At 61.0% G+C, this 15,035-nt stretch carries 13 protein-coding genes and 1 pseudogene; 9 read left to right on the top strand and 5 right to left on the bottom strand.

Features of this window, described 5'->3' with window-relative positions; genetic code table 11:
- Window positions 1-276: 276 nt before the first annotated feature.
- Window positions 277-531: pseudogene (locus F8N96_RS18760) on the bottom strand (DUF6124 family protein); the annotation flags it as partial.
- A 181-nt stretch (window positions 532-712) separates the two neighbouring features.
- Between F8N96_RS18760 and F8N96_RS18755 the strand changes: the two are divergent.
- Together F8N96_RS18755 and F8N96_RS18750 are read left to right on the top strand one after the other, a co-directional pair.
- The gene (locus F8N96_RS18755) at window positions 713-2,020 is read left to right on the top strand and encodes an MFS transporter (protein WP_150799049.1); all 1,308 of its coding nucleotides are present in this window, start codon (window positions 713-715) and stop codon (window positions 2,018-2,020) included.
- Between the two features lie 124 nt (window positions 2,021-2,144).
- Window positions 2,145-2,609: an anti-virulence regulator CigR family protein gene (locus F8N96_RS18750; protein ID WP_150799048.1), complete on the top strand. Its 465-nt coding sequence runs from the start codon at window positions 2,145-2,147 to the stop codon at window positions 2,607-2,609.
- Window positions 2,610-2,862: 253 nt separating this feature from the next.
- Here F8N96_RS18750 and F8N96_RS18745 read toward each other — a convergent pair whose 3' ends face one another.
- The 3 genes from F8N96_RS18745 to F8N96_RS18735 all read right to left on the bottom strand — a co-directional run bounded on the left by F8N96_RS18745 (window position 2,863) and on the right by F8N96_RS18735 (window position 6,836).
- On the bottom strand, window positions 2,863-4,128 hold the full coding sequence (locus F8N96_RS18745; protein ID WP_150799047.1) for an MFS transporter: 1,266 nt from the start codon (window positions 4,126-4,128) through the stop codon (window positions 2,863-2,865).
- A gap of 20 nt (window positions 4,129-4,148) precedes the next feature.
- On the bottom strand, window positions 4,149-5,219 hold the full coding sequence (locus F8N96_RS18740) for a sugar phosphate isomerase/epimerase family protein (RefSeq protein ID WP_150799046.1): 1,071 nt from the start codon (window positions 5,217-5,219) through the stop codon (window positions 4,149-4,151).
- Window positions 5,220-5,327: 108 nt separating this feature from the next.
- On the bottom strand, window positions 5,328-6,836 hold the full coding sequence (locus F8N96_RS18735) for a PLP-dependent aminotransferase family protein (protein ID WP_150799045.1): 1,509 nt from the start codon (window positions 6,834-6,836) through the stop codon (window positions 5,328-5,330).
- Window positions 6,837-7,065: 229 nt separating this feature from the next.
- Here F8N96_RS18735 and F8N96_RS18730 point away from each other — a divergent pair, with 229 nt between their 5' ends.
- From F8N96_RS18730 to F8N96_RS18700, 7 genes are all read left to right on the top strand, one after another.
- Window positions 7,066-8,046, top strand: coding sequence for a quinone oxidoreductase family protein (locus tag F8N96_RS18730; protein ID WP_150799044.1), 981 nt, complete (start codon window positions 7,066-7,068; stop codon window positions 8,044-8,046).
- 13 nt (window positions 8,047-8,059) lie between these two features.
- A complete protein-coding gene (locus F8N96_RS18725) occupies window positions 8,060-8,908 on the top strand; it encodes a TauD/TfdA dioxygenase family protein (RefSeq protein ID WP_150799043.1) in 849 nt (282 codons plus the stop codon).
- 87 nt (window positions 8,909-8,995) lie between these two features.
- Window positions 8,996-10,048, top strand: a complete 1,053-nt coding sequence (locus F8N96_RS18720; protein WP_150799042.1) for a 3-keto-5-aminohexanoate cleavage protein — start codon at window positions 8,996-8,998, stop codon at window positions 10,046-10,048.
- A gap of 92 nt (window positions 10,049-10,140) precedes the next feature.
- On the top strand, window positions 10,141-11,469 hold the full coding sequence (locus F8N96_RS18715; protein WP_150799041.1) for an MFS transporter: 1,329 nt from the start codon (window positions 10,141-10,143) through the stop codon (window positions 11,467-11,469).
- On the top strand, window positions 11,466-12,128 hold the full coding sequence (locus F8N96_RS18710; RefSeq protein WP_150799040.1) for a DsbA family oxidoreductase: 663 nt from the start codon (window positions 11,466-11,468) through the stop codon (window positions 12,126-12,128). Before F8N96_RS18715 ends, F8N96_RS18710 begins: the two co-directional genes overlap by 4 nt.
- Window positions 12,125-12,451, top strand: a complete 327-nt coding sequence (locus F8N96_RS18705; RefSeq protein WP_150799039.1) for a Rieske (2Fe-2S) protein — start codon at window positions 12,125-12,127, stop codon at window positions 12,449-12,451. Before F8N96_RS18710 ends, F8N96_RS18705 begins: the two co-directional genes overlap by 4 nt.
- The gene (locus tag F8N96_RS18700) at window positions 12,448-13,458 is read left to right on the top strand and encodes a YeiH family protein (protein WP_150799038.1); all 1,011 of its coding nucleotides are present in this window, start codon (window positions 12,448-12,450) and stop codon (window positions 13,456-13,458) included. The genes F8N96_RS18705 and F8N96_RS18700 overlap by 4 nt, the downstream gene beginning before the upstream one ends.
- Window positions 13,459-13,704: 246 nt before the next feature.
- On the opposite strand, the gene F8N96_RS18695 is transcribed toward F8N96_RS18700, so the two are convergent.
- Window positions 13,705-14,763, bottom strand: a complete 1,059-nt coding sequence (locus tag F8N96_RS18695; protein ID WP_150799037.1) for an AraC family transcriptional regulator — start codon at window positions 14,761-14,763, stop codon at window positions 13,705-13,707.
- Window positions 14,764-15,035: the final 272 nt, after the last annotated feature.

Below are 15,035 nucleotides of genomic sequence, written 5' to 3'. Positions count from 1 at the left end.
AGCCGGCTTGCTGGCGAAGGCGTCATCATGGTCGGTGCAAGACTCAAGACGCGAAAAGGTGACGACGCGAAAAGGTGACGGATCTATTTATCGTTTTTTGTCATGAAATAGATCAGTCACTTTTTGGCTGGTCACTTTTTGGCTGAAAAGGTGACGGATCTATTTATCGTTTTTTGTCATGAAATAGATCAGTCACTTTTTGGCTGCTGTCACTTTTTGGCTGCTCGAAAATCCGACGCCACACCTCTGGCATCGGATTTTTTATGGCTGCCGGCCTCAGCCAACTGCACCTGTTTGAGCGGGATCGATCTGATCCAGCACTCGGTTAGCCGTGATTTCGGCCAGCATCACACTGTTGGAAATTCCCAGCAGGGCATTACGGGATCCACCGTCCAGATGATCCACCAACTGATGCACCATCACATCGACAGAGGCTAGCGTCTCAACCAAATAAACCACCAGGGTTTCGGTATCGATCTTCGGGTCCACAGCAAATAGTGTACTGGGTGTGCGAGGCGTGGCTTTGATGTCGCGGGGCGGCTCCTACAGGGATTGGCGTGCTTTCGCCGTCCTGAAAAAAAGTATCAGTCAGCATTACCTCACGCGTTAGCCATGACCCTCCTTCGATGGGATTCTTCCCTCGGCGCTCGCCGATCCTGTTACGCACATGTCGGCTGCGGCTTTACCTACAAATACAAAAAAAGGAAAAACCATGGTCACTCGCGAATCGTCTCGAGGGTTGTTGCTGGGCATGCCTGTCTGTCTGATATGGGGTTACGTTGCCATTGCTCTGTTCATGACAGGGGACGGCATTGAGCTGGCTTTCCTGTCGCGTTACATCGTCGACCTCGGTTTCACGCCGACCCAGGCTTCCTTGCTGTTCACGGTTTATGGCCTGCTCGCCGCCTTGTCCAGCTGGAGTTCCGGTGTGCTGGCCGAGACCTTCGGCCCGCGGCGGATCATGTTGGTCGGTGTCGTGGCCTGGCTGGTCTTTCATGGGTTGTTTCTGACGTTCGGCCTGAGCGCACAGAACTACCCGTTGATGGTGCTGTTCTACGGCATCCGCGGGCTGGCCTACCCCTTGTTCATCTACGCGTTCCTGGTCTGGATTGCGCAGGTCACGCCCGGTGCTCGCCTTGCTTCGGCGATGGGTTGGTACTGGACCATGTATTCCATTGGCATTGGTTTTCTCGGGACGTACCTGCCGAGCCTGAGCATCTCGCGGATCGGTTTTATCGGCACGTTGTGGATGGCGACATTCTGGGTCGCGCTGGCGGCGCTGTTGATTGTGTTCATGGTCAAGGACCGAGGCGCGGCACCGGCGGGCACACCTAAACTCCTCGCCGAACGTTTGCGCGAGTTGAGCCGAGGGGTCACGATCCTGTTCGATCAACGCAGCATTCTGATCACGGCCATCGTGCGCATTATCTGCAACCTGACACTGTTCGGTTTCCCGGTCATCATGCCGCTGTACCTGACGTCGGCCGAGATCGGTTTCACCATGGAACAATGGTTGCATCTGTGGGGCGTGATGTTCATCGTCACCATTTTCACCAATGTGATCTGGGGCTGGGTCGGCGACCGGATCGGCTGGCTGCGGCAGATGCGCTGGTTCGGTTGTGTCGGCGGTGCGCTGGCGACCCTGGCGTTCTATTACGTGCCGCTGATGTATGGCGCCCACTTCGAACTGGCGATTGTCGCCGCGGTGGCACTGGGCATTTGCGTCTCGGCGTTCGTGCCCATGGGCGCGGTCTTTCTGGCTATTTCCCCCGAGCGCAAGGGAGCGGCCATTTCTGCCCACAACCTGGCCGCCGGGCTGTCGAATTTCATGGGGCCGGCCATCGCGACCCTGACGATTTCCTGGCTGGGGGTGCAAGGGGTGGTGTGGGTCTATGCGTCCTTGTACCTGTTGGGCGCGGTGTTGACCTGTTTCATTCGGGTCGAGCAACCCAAACTCGGGACAGAGGCCGAGCCGGTTGCGCATTTCCCGACCCGGGCCAGTCCTGAACAAGCCATCTGAACAAAGGGATTCGAGACACGCGGTGGTCAGGTTGCGCAGCAGCATCCGATACACCTGGTTTGGGAACTAAAATCCCCTGGAGCATCTACATGCCAGGGGATACCCCCTTTCTGAGAGTACGGATATGTTCAGATCTCGCTCGTTGATTACAGCCATCACCTGTCTTGCACTGGTGTCCGCTTCGGTGCCCGCATTGGCCGACCCCGGTAACGGGAAGGGGCAAGGGAACGGCAAGGGAAATCCGCAAAACAGCCAGGACCATGGCAACCAGGGCGGACACGCCAATACAGGTCAACATTCAGGAGGCGGCGATCATGGTCCAGGCATCAATCGCTCGAACATCCTCGGCATTGTTGGCGAGCATCGCGACTACTGGAACCCCGGGCCTGCCTTGCCACCCGGCATTCAAAAGAACCTGGCCCGAGGCAAACCGCTTCCACCGGGCATCGCCAAAAAGCTGGATGGTCGGCTGGTTGGAAGACTGCCTCACTACGATGGTTACGAATGGCAGCAGGTGGGTACTGATTTGATACTGGTCGCACTGGCCACCGGGCTCATTTATGAAGTGCTCAATGGCGCTTTCGATTGAGGCTGGCGGTGCATCGTAGCGATGCCATGTTCTGCGCCCGGTTCTCGTTTCAGCGGGGCCCGGGTCTGATTTTGCGTCCCATAAAACGCCACTCTGTTAAGCGAATGTGACCCACTGTAGGAGCGAGCTTGCTCGCGATGGTCGTTAACGATAACGCGTATTTACCTGGTTAAACGCGGCGCACTTAAGGCCATCGCGAGCAAGCTCGCTCCTACAATTTCCATGGGCGCTTTTATTGTGTTGCCAACACGACTTAAGCCTGCGCCGCGCTGACCGCACCGCTTGCCGTGGGTTTATTGCGCACGCTCTTGTACAGCAGGCTGGACACCATGAATCCGATAATGGCCAACAGGCTCATCAGGCTGAAAACGTAGTTGTAGCCTTGCTGACCCGGGAAATGGTCGAGGATGGCGCCGTAGACGACGTAAGCGAACATGCCCGGTGCGTAGCCGATCAGGCAGCCGATACCGAACGCGGAACCGGTGATGTGCTGAGGAATGCCGACTTCACCCATGGGCGCCCAGAACACGCCGCGCATGGAAAACACGATCAGCGCGAAGGACAGCGTGGCGGCCATGCCCGCATAGATGAACCCCGGGTTTTTCGGGATCAGCATGATCACGCCCATCAGCGGCAGCAAGGCCAGGAATGCCCACTTCAAATAGCGGCTGGTGCTCTTGAACTGCTTGTCGGCAATGAAACCGCCGGCGGGCCCGCCCAGGATCTTGAGGAAGTACTGGTTGATGATGCCGTAGGCGCCCACCAGTGCCACGGGCAGCCCGTACATTTCCTTGAGGTAGGGAATGAAATAGGTCAGGCCGCAGTAGACGATGTAGACCATGAACACGTTGAGGCTGACCAGCCAGATACCCGGCACCTTGATGGCTTCGAACAGATTCGCCATACCGTTCTTCGGCTTGGCGATCGACTGCGCGCTGCCGCCCTTGAGCAGGAACCAGGTCAGGGTGCCGGCCAGAATGTCGATGACCGAGTAGAAGAGGATTGCCGATTTCAGCCCGGTCTCGCCGGAGCCCATGGCCACGAACACGCCCAGCGCCGAAAAAGCCACCAGCGTGTCGATGACGCCACGCCCACCTTCCAGCAGTCCGAACAACCGCCCCTGTTCCTGATCGTCGCCCAGATTGCGGATGGCCTTGAGCAGCGAAGGCCAGAAGATGCAATCGGCGCAGACGGCCAGCAGGCTGAACACGATCAGCAGATTGCTGAACGGTGGAAAGGTCGCCAGATACAAGCCCAGGCCACCGGTACCGATCAGACCGATGGGGATCAGTTTGCGCGTGTCGTAGCGGTCCGCCAGAACACCGCCGACCACAAACAGCGCGGTGGCGATGATGGCGTTGGCGCTCAACAGCAGGCCGATCTCAGTGTGGCTCAAGCCCATGAATTCTTGCATGGGTATGTAGAAGGCGTCCTTGAGGTTCGCCAGCTTGTAGATGGTGCCACCACCGAGGATGAGAATCAGGAATCTGAGCCATTTGGCCTTGTCACGAGTTGTCATTATTGTTCTCCACGTCAGGTTCAGGCGTTTTCGCAGTGGTCCAGCGTCAGTTCGGCCAGGGTGCGGAACTCGGCCAGCAGCCCTCGCACATAAGCGACCTGGTTGTTCGCCCAGCGGTGTTCATCGGCCAGCATTCGCTCCAGCGAATAGCCGTCTGGCAATGCGGTTTCACTCATTTCCCGGTACGCAATGAAGGGATCGGCCGCCTCGAGGGTCTGGCGGAATGCCGGGGCGACGTAGTGATTTTCCTGCTCGAGAATGAATGCGATCACTTGCGGGGTCGAGTCGCCGAGCATCAGCAGTTCGAACAGCATGCGTGCGTTGGGCAGATCGTCTTCGTCGCTGCCCTGCAGCACGCCGTAATGGCCGAAGCCGTTGTGCTCGGGGACGATGCGCACACCCTTGAGGTGGGTCTGGCGTATGTGCGGTGCCAGGGTCCGCAGCGCCTGCAGGGGCTGTTCGCAGGCATTGATCATGTTGCCGAAGTCGAACAAGGCATGCAGCCGCGGGTGGTTCAGCCGGGTCAGCAGTTGCGCGATCTCGGCGCTCTTGAGTTCCTCATGCTGCTCGAAGTCGAAGAACAGGTCGTGCTCGTCGGCCTGCTGCGCGAGGTAATGCAGGTCTGACTCGATCACGTCCATGACCCGGGACAGCGTGCCTTCGTAGCGTGAGTAAACGCGGATGTTGCGGGTGCCCAGGGCCTTGGCGATGGCGATGACCTGATCGACATCTTTTTTCAGCGTGCTGCTGATTTCCAGGTGCACCGCCAGTCCGAGCGCATTGGCCTTGTCGGCAAACGCCTGCAGCTGTGCGGGTGTCATCTGGCTCAGGCTGTTTTCCTCGCCGTCCAGCAAATGCAGGCTCAGGCCCTGCAGCTCGTGGCGATAGGCGAAGTCCAGCAGGTCGGCCGGCGTGACACGGCCATGGGTGAGGTTGGTCAGCAAGGGATAGGCATGAGCAAACAGGCGCAGCTGCCCAAGGCGGTCGAGCAGTTGGCGGGCCAGTGCTTCAGTCAGCAGGGGAGGTGTTCCGGCCTGGGCAGCCTTGTGGCTGAGCAAGGCATTGAATCGCTCTTGGATCTTATTGTTCATTCGAGTCATTCCTGGTTCAGACGCCGGGTCTACCGGCGCAGTCTTTATCGCGCCAGTCAGGAACTCTCGATAGATCCATTATCAGTTAAATCATAAGACCACTTGCCTTCACGTGGCCGGCTGCAGGTAGCCCATCGTGTCCAAGGCCCGGGCCAGTGCCGCGACTCGCTCCTGGGCCTGGCCCTCAGGCGTACCGGCGAAACCGATGAGCAGGGCCGGTGGCAGCACATGTTCGAGGCAGTAGTCGCTCAGGGCATAGGTGTGGATGTTGTGCCGGGCCAGTTCCCTGGCGATGGCGTCGTCATCGAGGGTGGGTGGCAACCAGGCGATCAGGTGCATGCCGGCTTCCACCGGGGTGATGGTGAAGAAGCCGCCCAGTTGTTGCCGGAGCTGCTCGACCAGTGCTTGCTGGCGCGCCTGGTACAGCGCACGCATGCGGCGAATATGGCCGAGGAAGTGGCCTTCGCGCATGAAGTCCGCCGTCGTCGCCTGCAGCAGCGTGGGCGGGCTGCGATCCATCACCGCGCGCAGGGTGCAGAAGGGTTCGACCAGGGCTTGCGGCAGGATCACATAGCCCAGTCGCAGCGAAGGGAAGAGGACTTTGCTGAACGTGCCGACGTAGATCACTCGCGCCATCCGGTCCATGGCGTAGAGCGCGGGGAGGAGGCGGCCGCTGTAGCGAAATTCACTGTCGCAATCGTCCTCGATGATCCAGCTCTGGTGGTGCGCCGCCCAGTCGATGAGCGCCTGGCGTCGCGCATAACTCAGGGTGACGCCCAAAGGGTGCTGGCGAGAAGGCGTGGTAAACACCAGGCGCGCGTCTGGGCACTCGGCCAGGCCCTGGTGGATATCGATCCCCTGTTCATCGATACGTAACGGCACCACGTTGGCCCCCTGGGCTTGCAGGGCAATTCTCGCCGCGATATGCCCCGGGTCCTCCATCCACACGCTGTCCTGCGGGTTGAGCAACAGCATGCCGAGCAGGTTGAAGGCTTGCTGGGCCCCTGACACGATCACCACCTGTTCGGCACTGCAGTCGATGCCACGGGCATCGAAGACGTACTCGGCAATCGCCGCGCGCAAGGCCTGCAGCCCTTGCAGTTCGCCGTAGCCGAGCAGGGCCTTGGTCGGCTTGAGCAGGTGCCGGTTCATCAAGCGCCGCCACACCGCCAGCGGGAACGCGTCATAGGTGCTGTGGCTGGGCAGGAATGAGGTGGGGGTCGCGGGGTCCCAATCGGTGTAGGAAACGCCGCGAAAGTGACTGCTGCGCAACGACAGCATGGACTGGCTCAAGTCGGACAGGCGCGGTGGCTGGCGCTGCTGCTCGTCGTCGGCAATCGCGCGACGCTCCCACTCATCGCCGACATAGGTGCCCGCCCCGGTGCGCGAGGCCAGGAAACCTTCGGCGATCAGCTGATCGAATGCATTGAGAATGGTGATGCGTGACAGCGCCAGTTCTTTGCTCAGGGTTCGCGTCGACGGCAGGCGCACGCCCCCTTGCATTTTTCCGCTGAGGATCTGTTTGCGGATCTGCAAATAGAGTTGACGGTACAAGGGAATGGCGCTGGCACGGTCCAGCTCGATAGCCGACAGCAGCAAACCTGCAGGGGATTTCATCACATGCTCGCCTGGAGAAAGGGTGGCTTGACCTGGAACACCTTCAGGTACCGAGGTGCGCAGGGTATCGAGAGGCTTTGGATATGTCATCCACCGCAGGCATTGCGGCGACGGCCAACTGTCATCAAATGAAAAGCCATTGTCGTCTGATGCAAAGCGGTTCGCCAGGTTGCGTCCTACAGTCCAGTCAGCGCAAATCGACGCTGTACAGACTGGAGAATAAGAAAAAATGGCCAACGCCGTACGCTTTTACGAAACCGGTGGTCCCGACGTCCTACGCTATGAAGAGGTCGACGTCGGCGAACCCGGTCCAGGCCAGGTCCGTCTTCGTCATGTGGCGGTCGGCCTGAACTATGCCGACACCTACTTTCGCAATGGCACCTATCCGATCCCGATGCCCAATGGCATGGGGGTTGAAGCGTCCGGCGTGGTCCAGGCCATCGGCGAAGGGGTGACTAACGTTGCGGTTGGCGATCGCGTCACCTACACCGGGTTTATCAATACCCTGGGTGCCTACAGTACCGAACGCCTGATCCCGGCCGCGCCGCTGATCAAGCTGCCGGAAACCATCAGTTTCGAGACGGCCGCCGCCATGACCATGCGCGGCCTGACCTCGGCCTACCTGATGCGCCGCATCTACGACTTCAAGCCGGGCGACAGCATTCTGCTGCACGCGGCTGCCGGGGGTGTCGGCCTGATCGTTTCGCAGTGGGCCAGGCTGCTTGGCCTGAACGTGATCGGCACCGTGTCCACCGAGATCAAGGGTGACATTGCCCTGGCCCATGGCTGCGACCATGTGATCAATTACAGCCACGAAGATGTCGCCCAGCGCGTGCGCGAGTTGACGGACGGGGTGGGGGTCAACGTGGTGTTCGACAGCGTCGGCAAGAACACCTTCATGGGCTCGCTGGATTCGCTCAAGCGGCGTGGCCTGATGGTCTGCGTCGGTACCGCCTCCGGCCCGATTCCTGATTTCAATCCGGCGCTGCTGGCGATGAAAGGCTCGCTGTACATGACCCGCCCGGCGCTGGCGGATTACATCGCCGATCCGGCAGAAAAAACCGCCCTGGCCGGTGAACTGTTCGACCACGTCGGCAGCGGTCGGATCAAGATCGAGATCAACCAGCACTATGCCCTGCAGGATGCCGTCCAGGCCCATCGCGACCTGGAATCACGCAAGACCACAGGCTCGTCGATTTTCGTCATTTAAGGAGTCGCCAGCCATGAAAGTCGAACAATTGACCTGCAGCATTGGCGCCGAACTGATCGGCGTCAACCTCGCCGATGCGGTATATGACGACGGTCTTTTCGCCGAGATTCGCGCCCAGTTGCTCAAGCATCGGGTGCTGTTCCTGCGCGACCAGGACATCACTCGCGCCGAGCATGTGGCCTTTGCCCGCCGGTTCGGCGAGCTGGAGGATCACCCGGTCGTCGGCAGCCACCCGGATCACCCGGGTCTGGTCCAGGTCTACAAGAATCCGGACAGTCCGGTCGACCGTTACGAGAACTCCTGGCACACCGACGCCACCTGGCGCGAGGCGCCGCCGCTGGGCAGCGTACTGCGTTGCGTAGAGTGCCCGCCGGTGGGCGGCGATACCATGTGGGCCAACATGGTCGAGGCTTACGCGCGCTTGCCGGAAGACGTGAAGCTGAAGATTGCCGACCTGCGTGCCCGCCACAGCATCGAAGCCAGCTTTGGCGCTGCCATGCCGATCGAAAAGCGTCTGGCGCTCAAGGCGATGTACCCGGATGCCGAGCACCCGGTGGTGCGCACCCACCCGGAAACAGGGGAGAAGGTGCTGTTCGTCAACGCCTTCACCACGCACTTGAGCAACTACCACACCCCCGAGCGGGTGCGTTTCGGCCAGGACGCCAACCCGGGCGCGAGCGAGCTGTTGCGTTACTTGATCAGCCAGGCCTACATCCCCGAGTTTCAGGTGCGCTGGCGCTGGAAACCCAACAGCGTCGCCATCTGGGACAACCGCAGCACCCAGCACTACGCCGTCATGGATTACCCGCCGTGCCATCGCAAGATGGAGCGTGCCGGGATCATCGGCGACAAGCCTTACTGATCGACCCCCTCTGCATTCGCACTCGTAAACACGTCTGCCCGGCACGATCCCGGGTGGGCGCGACAATCATAAGAACTGGAGTAAACCATGCAATTCTTCGACGATTCCCTGCACCCGGAAAACATGGAAAAGGTGGTCATCACCGTGGCCCCGTACGGCCCGGAATGGATGCCGGAAGACTTCCCCGAAGACATCCCGCTGACCATGGACGAACAGGTACAAAAAGCGGTCGAATGTTATGAGGCCGGTGCCACCGTCCTGCACTTGCATGTGCGCGAGCTGGACGGCAAGGGTTCCAAGCGCCTGTCCAAGTTCAACGAGTTGATCGCCGGTGTGCGTGAAGCCGTGCCGGACATGATCATCCAGGTCGGTGGTTCGATTTCCTTCGCGCCGGAAAGCGATGGCGAAGCCGCCCTGTGGCTGTCGGACGATACCCGGCACATGCTGGCCGAGCTGACACCCAAACCGGATCAGGTCACGGTGGCCATCAACACCACCCAGATGAACATCATGGAATTGCTGTATCCGGAGTACCTGGAAGGCACGTCCCTGGCCAACCCGCTGTATCAGGCGGCCTACAGCGAGATGACCGTACCGGCAGGCCCGGCCTGGGTCGCCGAGCACCTCAAGCGCCTGATGGCCAACGGCATCCAGCCCCACTTCCAGCTGACCGGCATGCATGCCCTGGAAACCCTTGAGCGTCTGGTGCGCAGGGGCGTCTACAAAGGTCCGTTGAACCTGACCTGGATCGGTATCGGTGGCGGTTTCGACGGCCCCAATCCGTTCAACTTCTTCAACTTCATCCACCGTGCGCCAGACGGTTGCACCCTGACCTCCGAGTCGCTGCTCAAGAACGTCATGCCGTTCAACACCATGTCGATGGCCATGGGCATGCACCCGCGCGTGGGCAATGAAGACACTATCATTGATCACAAGGGCGATCGTTTCGGCTCGGTTGCGCAGATCAGGCAAACCGTGCGCATCGCCCATGAGCTGGGTCGCGAGATCGCCACCGGCAAAGAAGCCCGTGAGATCTACCGCATCGGCGTGCAGTACCAGAGCATCGAAGAGACGCTGCTGGCCAACGGCATGGCCCCCAACCGCAAGGCTGGGCACAAAGGCGTGCCGCAACGCGGCTGATCGGCAGGCGCAGCGGGAGCGTGACGGCTTTCCGCTCGCTGCCCTGCAACACGCTTGATAACAACAATAAAACAAAGCTTTGAGGAGGCTGCATGGCCTTTCACCCAATCGCCGCAGACGATGACGACTGTGCTGTCGGCGTTTCGCGCCCGTATGCCTGGATCGTCTTCGCACTGACGTTCGGGCTGTTGATTTCCGATTACATGTCGCGCCAGGTGCTGAACGCGGTGTTCCCGATGCTCAAGGGCGAATGGGCCCTGAGCGACGGCCAGCTCGGCCTGCTCAGTGGCATTGTCGCGCTGATGGTGGGCCTGCTGACATTTCCCCTGTCATTGCTGGCGGACCGCTTCGGCCGGGTCAAGAGCCTGGCGCTGATGGCCTTGCTCTGGAGTCTGGCGACCCTGGGCTGCGCCGTGGCTCAGGACTATCAACAGATGTTCATTGCCCGCTTCATGGTCGGCGTCGGCGAAGCGGCGTATGGCAGCGTCGGCATCGCGGTGGTGATTTCGGTATTTCCCAAACACCTGCGTGCCACCCTGGCCAGTGCCTTCATGGCGGGCGGCATGTTCGGTTCGGTATTGGGCATGGCGCTGGGCGGTGCAATCGCCGCCAAGCTGGGCTGGCGCTGGTCGTTTGCCGGCATGGCGCTGTTCGGCCTGCTGCTGGCCGTGCTTTACCCGATCATCGTCAAGGAAGCACGCATTGCACCGCAACGCGCCGCCCTGGCGGCGAACAAGGCGGCTGCCGCGGTCAAGCGGCCGTTGCGTACGCTGTTTTCCAGCCGTTCGGTGATCGCGGCCTACATCGGCAGTGGCTTGCAGTTGTTTGTCGGCGGCACGGTGATCGTGTGGATGCCCAGTTACCTCAATCGGTATTACGACATGCCCACGGACAAGGCGGGCGGCGTCGCGGCGATCATCGTGCTGTGCAGCGGTGCGGGGATGATCCTGTGCGGCATGCTCAGCGATCGACTGAGTCGCCATTGCCCGGAGCGCAAAGTGGCCCTGGCCATCGCCTATTGCCTGGGCAGTTGCCTGCTGTTGTCGGCGGCGTTCGCCCTGCCGCCAGGCCCTGTGCAGCTGGCGCTGATCTGCCTGGGCATGTTGATTGCCGCCGGCACGACCGGGCCCTGTGGCGCAATGGTTGCCAACCTGACCCATTACTCGGTCCACGGCACGGCCTTCGCCACGCTGACCCTGGCCAACAACATGCTGGGGCTGGCCCCCGGGCCGTTCATCACCGGCAGGGTGTCCGACCTTATCGGCTTGCAGGCGGCTTTCCAGCTGGTGCCACTGGTCAGCCTCGCGGCAGGGGCCGTGTTCTTTTATGCCAAGTGTCATTACCACAAGGACATTGCCCGGCTCAAAGGCGGGCAAGTCCACGATTCGATGAACAAAGCGGTGTTAGAGGTGAAGGTGTGAGTGGTCGTCTACGTATTGATGTGTTCTTTGATTTCATCTGTCCCTGGTGCCTGATCGGCAAGCGCCAACTGGAGCATGCGCAGGTACAGTTTCGCAGTCGCCACCCGGGTGTGCAGATCACCACGCAGTGGCATGGCGTGCAGTTGCTGCCTCAATTGCCGGCACAAGGTGAGCCCTTCGCCGACTTCTATCGCAAGCGTCTGGGCAATGCCGAGGCTGTGGCCATGCGTCAGACCCAGGTACAGCAGGCTGCGGCGGAGGTCGGCTTGGCCATTGACCTGTGCCGCATCGCGACAATGCCCAATACCGCAGACGCCCATCGTTTGTTCGAGCGCGCAAGCGAGCTGGGCAATGTGGCCCAACGGGACATCTTGCTCGAGCGCCTGTTCGCCGCTTACTTCCAGAAGGGCGAAGACCTGGGTTGCCGGGAAACCTTGCTCGCGATTGCCCGCTCCTGCGGCATTGATGCACAAGCCGTGGCCGACTGCCTGCTGGGCGACGCCACGCCATTTGCCGGATCACCCGGGGCGAGCGGTGGCGTGCCGAGTTTTCAACTCGACCGCCGCATGACGGTGGTGGGCGCACAACCGGCAGTGGCGTTGCTCGGGGCCATGAGCCAGGCACTGAAAGAAAGTGATCAAGAGCGCCACTCTGCATGAACCGGCGCATCCCCGTGCCTGTCGGCAAATACCCGCCAGTGGGTGGGCGTGCACTGTTCGAATTCGATGACACAAGCCTGGCGTTGTTCAACGTCGAAGGGGACCTGTACGCCATCGATGACAGTTGCCCGCACCAGGGCGCCTCGCTGTGTGGCGGGCGCCTTCAGGGGCGGGTGATTCAGTGCTGCGCCCATGGCCTGCGCTTCGATCTGCGCAGCGGTTACTTGCTCAATTCCACGGCTGTCAAAGTCGCCAGCTACCCGGTCGAGATCATCGACGGCCAGGCATTTATTGTCATCTCTTGCGAGGAGTCCGCGCCATGAGCGCCATTGCTCTCACCCGTATCCACAGCCGAACGCGTGAATTGGCGCCCGGTTTTATCGTCAGCCTGATCGTGGCCGCCGCGGCGTCCTTTCTGTCCGAACACTACGGCGCGCCGGTGATGTTGTTCGCCTTGTTGCTGGGCATGGCGCTGAACTTCCTGGCCGGCGACGGTGCCTGCAAGGCCGGCATCGAGTTCACCGCTCGTACCGTGTTGCGCATCGGCGTGGCGCTGCTGGGCATGCGTATCACCCTCGAACAGATGGCGGCGCTGGGCTGGAAACCTGTGGCGCTGGTGGTGATTGTGGTGGTGGTGACCATCGGCGTTTCGGTGATCGCCGCCAAGGCCCTGGGCTTTCAGCGGTTGTTCGGCATGCTCACCGGTGGGGCCACCGCGATTTGTGGTGCCTCGGCCGCGTTGGCGCTGGCGGCGGCATTGCCCAACCACCCGCAGAAAGAGCGCGCGACGTTGTTCACGGTGATCGGGGTGTCGGCGCTGTCGACCCTGGCGATGATTGTGTACCCGATGATCGCCAATTGGCTGTCGTTGTCGCCGCAAGTGGCGGGGGTGTTCCTCGGGGCGACCATCCACGATGTCGCCCAGGTCGTCGGCGCCGGCTACAGCATGTCGACCGAGACCGGCGATACGGCCACGGTGGTCAAGCTGATGCGGGTTGCCATGCTGGTGCCGGTGATCGTTTGTGCGGCGATGGTCACGCGTATGCAGGGTGCTGATCCGACCGGCAAACGCCCACCGCTGCTGCCTTGGTTCGCCGTCGGATTTCTGTTGTTGGCCTGTATCAACAGCACTGGCTGGATAGCCCCGGTGGTGCAGGGTTCGGTCAACGAGCTATCGCGCTGGTGCCTGGTGGTGTCCATCAGTGCCCTGGGCATGAAAACCCAACTCAAGGAGCTGGCGGCGGTGGGCATCAAACCCATCCTGCTGATGGTGGGGGAGACGGTGTTCCTCGTGGTGCTGGTGCTGTTGTTGCTGCGCTGGGGAATGTAGGCACACAACACAGTGGCGAGGGAGCTTGCTCCCGCTGGGGTGCGAAGCGCCCCCACAAAGACGACCGCGTTTTTTCTCAAGGGCAAATCGGACCTGTAGGAGCCAGGCTTGCCGGCGAAGGCGTCCCTGAAAGCGCCTTCGCCGGCAAGCCTGGCTCCTACGAAACCACCATGGCGCGGTGTCATAAACACCGGCTCGTTTGCGGCGACTGTACCAGCAGTCGCCGCTTTTTTTTTGCAGTCTCTTTCAGTCGTCCGAAGGCTCCGCAGGGCGGGGCAGGGGGCTCGGCTCGCCAGGTGCCTTGGGTTGTTTTTGCGCACTGCGCCACGCCGCCGGCGGCATGCCGAACTGGGCGATGAACCAGCGTGTGAAGGAACTCGCCATGGAGTAGCCGAGCATGTCGGCGATCCGGCCCAACGAGTAATTCGGGTTGTCCAGGTAGCGCAGCACCAGGTCGCGGCGCACGTCATTGATCAAGTCATTGAAAGCGCAGCCGTCGTCCTTGAGACGGCGCTGCAGCGTGCGCACGTTCATGCCCTGGGTCTGGGCGATCTGCTCGATGGTGGCGCGTCCCATCGGCAACAACAGGTAGATGGCCTTGCGCACCTCGAACAGCATCGAAGTGCCTTCGTGACCCAGCAGCGAGTCGAGGTAACTCTGGGCATAACGCGCCATGGCCGGGTCGGCATGGGGGTTGGTCATGTCGAGGCTGGTATTGGGACAGACGATGCCGTTGAACTCGCTGCCGAACTCCAGTTTGCAGCCGAACAGACGGCGATGCAGTTGCAGGTTGTCGGGCGGTTGGTGCGTGAAGTTGACACTGTAGGGTTGCCAGTGTGTGCCGAGGAGGGCGGCGCACAGGCGAAACATCACCCCGATCGCCAGTTCATTGGCTTGTCGGCAGGACATGGGCGAGTCGGCGACCACCTCTTCGCGAATGATCACCATCTTGCCGGCCTCTTCAATGAACAGGGCCAGCGAGTCGTTCATCAGATGACGGTAATGCACCATCACTTGCAACGCATCACGCAGCGTTCGCTGGTGGCTGAGCAGCAGGCTGACCACCCCGAAGTGCGAGAGCTGGCGCGACTCGGCCATGCTCAGGCCGAAGCTCTGGCAGCCGCTGGCGGCGGCCGAATCCTCCAGTAGGCGCACGGCGGCATCGATGGGGATGCGGTGTTCAGGCGCCAGCAGCTTGGCTTTGCTCAAGCCGACGCCGGCAAGTACATCGCGCGGGTTGAACCCCAGGTACTGGGTGACCTCCAGGTAGTTGGTCAAGACAGCGGCGCGAACAAGCTTGTGCATGCGAAGGTCTTTCCTGGGCCGGTTGCGGTTCGAATTAGCGTGGCGACTATATCCAGCGCATCGGCAATTGAACAGTTGTGACATTGCCCCGGGCGCTCGTCCGATTCTGTCCTCCATCACCACCGTTGTCATGCACCAATCGAGGCTCACCCAGTGATTACGGTGAGCCTTCGAGAAGTGGCAGGGATTTCGACCCAGGCTCGCTGCGCACCAACGCCTGGCAATGTGTCATGAAAAGAAAAGTGCCTGACGTCCAATGAAAAGCGCCCCGG

Origin of the sequence: Pseudomonas fluorescens (genome assembly GCF_902497855.1) — a bacterium.
Taxonomy (GTDB): Bacteria; Pseudomonadota; Gammaproteobacteria; order Pseudomonadales; family Pseudomonadaceae; genus Aquipseudomonas; species Aquipseudomonas fluorescens_BI.
This window is presented reverse-complemented; position numbering and strand designations above follow the sequence as displayed.